Here is a 3,669-nt window from a genome sequence, read left to right as displayed (position 1 = left end):
GCCCGAGCCCGATCCATTGGTCGAGTGTCGGCGAGAAGCAGACCGAGGTGACATAGCCCTGGTCGTTGCCGGGGCCGGGGATCTCGCCCTTCGGAATGACATGCGCGCCGGAGCGCAGCCGCCGCGCCTTGTCGGTCGGCTTGATGCCGACGACCACCTGCCGGTCCGGCGCCACCAGCGCCTCGCGCCCGGCCATGACGCGGCCGATAAAATCCTTCTTGGTCGACATCATCTTGCCGAGGCCGAGATCGGCGGCGGTCGTGGTGCCGTTGAGCTCCGGCCCGGCGACATGGCCCTTCTCGACGCGCATCACGCCGAGCGCCTCGGTGCCATAGGGTGTCACGCCGAACGGTTTTCCCGCGATCATCAGATTGCGCACCAGCGCCTCGCCGTAGCGCGCCGGCACCGAGATCTCGAACGCCATCTCGCCGGAGAACGAAATGCGGAACAGCCTGGCCTTGATGCCGCCGCGCAAGGCGACTTCGCGCGCGCCCATGAACGGAAAACCTTCGTTCGACAGGTCTTCCAAGGGATCGACAATTTCGCGAAGCAGGTCACGGGTCTTCGGCCCGGCGATTGAGAACTGCGCCCACTGGTCGGAGACCGAGGTCAACTGCAGGTCGAGCTCGGGGAACAGCACCTGGCGGCAGAATTCGAGATGCTGCATCACCAGCCCGGCCTTGGCGGTGGTGGTGGTGAGGAAATAGTGATCCTCGGCCAGCCGCGAGGTCGTGCCGTCGTCGTAGACGATGCCGTCTTCGCGCAGCATCAGCCCGTAGCGCGCCTTGCCGACGGCGAGGTTCGAAAAACTGTTGATGTAGACGCGGTCGAGGAAGGCGCCGGCGTCGGGACCGTGCACATCGATCTTGCCGAGCGTCGAGACATCGCAGAAGCCGACGCCGCCGCGCACCGTTTTGACCTCGCGGGTGACCGATTCCAGCCAGTCCTTTTCGCCCGCGCGGGGATACCACTGCGCCCGTTTCCATAAACCGGTGTCGACGAAGACCGCACCCTGTTCCGCCGCCCAGTGATGCGACGGCGTCAGCCGCGTCGCGTGGAAGTTTTCGTCGCGGTGGTGACCGGCAAAAGCGCCGATGGCGACCGGCACGTAAGGCGGACGGTAGATCGTCGTGCCGGTTTCCGGGATCGATTTACCGCTCACCGCCGCCATGATGGCGAGGCCGGCAATGTTGGAGGTCTTGCCCTGGTCGGTCGCCATGCCGAGTGTGGTGTAGCGCTTGAGGTGCTCGACCGATTCGAAACCTTCGCGCTGCGCCAGTTCGACATCGGAGGCGGTGACGTCGTGCTGCTGGTCGACGAAGGCCTTGCCCTTGCCGGCGACATGCCAGAGCGGGGTGAGCGAGAAGGTCTCGTCGTCGGCGATCGGCGCTGAACCTGCGGTGCCGCCGCGCCCGCTACCGCTTGCGGCAGCGGCGCCGGCCTCAAACCCTTCGCGCAGGCAAGCGCTGAGGCCGAAGGCGCCGTTGGCGGCGCCTACGGCGAGCATGCCGGGCGGCACGCCATCCGGCACGAACGCGGCGATGTCGTCGCGCCATTTCGGCCGGCCGCGATGATAGGAGGTCAGCCCGACCGAAGGATTCCAGCCGCCGGAGACGGCAAGCCCGTCGGCGTCGACCTCGGCGCGCGCGCCGCCGGTCAGCGAGACGGCGATCTTGCGCACGCCATCCTTGCCGCCGTCGACGCCGGTAACCGAACCGTTGAGCACCGCGAAGCCGTTCTTGGAAGCAAGCGCGCGATGAGCCGGCGAGACATCCGGCCGCGCGTCGATCACTGCCGCCACCTGCAGCCCTGTGCTGAGCGCCGTCTCGACCGTGCGCCAGCCATCCTCGTTGTTGGTGAACAGCGCGACGCGTTTTGCTGGCGTTGCTGCATAACGGCCGACATAGCTGCGCATGGCGGCCGCCATCATCACGCCGGGCGTGTCGTTGCCGGCAAAGACGATCGGCCGCTCGATCGCGCCCGCCGCGACAATGCTGCGCTTCGCCACGATGCGCCACAGCCGTTGCCGCACCTGGTGCTCCGGCGGCACCGACCGATGGTCGTTGACGCGCTCGATCGCGCCATAGGTGCCGCCGTCATAGACGCCGAACAGCGTCGTGCGCGTCATGATGCGGACATCGGGCATCGAGCCAAGCTCGTCCAGCGTGCGCGCGATCCATTCGGCAGCGGGCAGACCGTCGATCGTGCCGCCATCGGCGAGCAGGCGGCCGCCGAGGGCAAAATCCTCTTCGCAGAGGATGACGCGCGCGCCGCAGCGGCCGGCAGCCAAAGCTGCCGCCAGTCCCGCCGGGCCGGAGCCTGCGATCAGCACGTCGCAATGCGCCCACGCCTTGTCGTAATGGTCGGGATCGGCGATGCCGGCGGCGCGGCCCAGCCCCGCTGCGCGGCGGATCGCCGGCTCGTAGATCGCCTCCCAGAACTTTGCCGGCCACATGAAGGTCTTGTAGTAGAAGCCGGCGACGAAGATCGGCGCGAACAGCTGGTTGACCGACAGAAAATCGTGGCGCAGCGACGGCCAGCGGTTCTGGCTGGCGGCCTCGAGACCGTCATACAGTTCCGCTGTCGTCGCCTTGGTGTTCGGCTCGCGCCTGGCGCCGCTGCGCAATTCGACCAGCGCATTCGGCTCTTCCGATCCCGCCGTCAGGATGCCGCGCGGACGATGGTACTTGAACGAACGGCCGACCAGCTTGACGCCGTTGGCGACCAACGCCGAGGCCAGCGTATCGCCCTGGAAACCAAGCAGGGTCTTGCCGTCGAAGCGGAAGCTCAGCGGCGTCGAACGGTCGATGAGACCGCCATTCGCCAGCCGGTGTGTCTGCGCGCCGCCCACCATCACGCGCCAACCTTTGCGGCACCGGCGCCAGCCGCGGGCGCGACGGCTGAAATCTCATGCGTCAGCGTGTTGCGGGTGACCTTCAGCCAGGCCCGGCAGCCGCCGCCATGATACCAGTGCTCGCTCATTGAGCCGGCGATGTTGTCGCGCAGGTAGACGTATTCGTAGACGGCAACGTCCTCGCCGGCTTCCGGCGCTGGGCGTTGCGGCTTGGCGTCGCCGAGATAGGTGAACTCGCCGAGTTCGCGTTCGCCGCAGAAGGGACAGACTATGCGCATGGCAGGGCCTTCAGTGCAGGTTCGGTTGGGCGCCCTGGCCCTTTTCGTCGATCATTGCGCCACGCTGGAAGCGGTCCAGGCGGAAGCGCGCGGCTTCCTGGTGCGACTCATCGCGAGCGAGAAGATGGGCAAAGACCAGGCCGGAGCCGGGCGTCGCCTTGAAGCCGCCATAGCACCAGCCGGCATTGAGATAGAGCCCTTCCACAGGGCTCTTGTCGATGATCGGCGTGCCGTCCATCGACATGTCCATGATGCCGCCCCACTGGCGCAGAAGACGGACGCGGCCGATCATCGGGATCAGCGCCATGCCGCCCTCGCAGACATCCTCCATGACCGGAAGGTTGCCGCGCTGGGCGTAGGAATTGTAGCCGTCGATGTCGCCGCCGAAGACCAGGCCGCCCTTGTCCGACTGGCTGACATAGAAGTGGCCGGCGCCGAAGGTCATGACATTGGGCAGCAGCGGCTTGATCGCTTCCGAGACGAAGGCCTGCAGCACATGGCTTTCGATCGGCAGGGGCAGGCCCGGCCACGCCCGCA

Annotated in this window: 3 protein-coding genes; all 3 read right to left on the bottom strand. The window is 67.1% G+C overall.

The window, feature by feature from the left end; translation table 11 throughout:
• The coding region (locus EOA33_RS18405; protein ID WP_245482361.1) for a sarcosine oxidase subunit alpha at positions 1–2,854 on the bottom strand (2,854 nt) is incomplete at its 3' end.
• Positions 2,854–3,132: a sarcosine oxidase subunit delta gene (locus tag EOA33_RS18400; RefSeq protein WP_127406240.1), complete on the bottom strand. Its 279-nt coding sequence runs from the start codon at positions 3,130–3,132 to the stop codon at positions 2,854–2,856. The genes EOA33_RS18400 and EOA33_RS18405, both read right to left, overlap by 1 nt.
• Before the next feature lie 10 nt (positions 3,133–3,142).
• Positions 3,143–3,669, bottom strand: a 527-nt coding sequence (locus EOA33_RS40565) for an FAD-dependent oxidoreductase (protein ID WP_245482360.1), incomplete at its 5' end; no start/stop codon positions are given.

This window comes from Mesorhizobium sp. M4A.F.Ca.ET.050.02.1.1, assembly GCF_003997725.1.
Taxonomy (GTDB): Bacteria; Pseudomonadota; Alphaproteobacteria; order Rhizobiales; family Rhizobiaceae; genus Mesorhizobium.
Note: the sequence above shows the minus strand (reverse complement) of the source record. Positions and strands in the feature narration are given on the sequence as shown.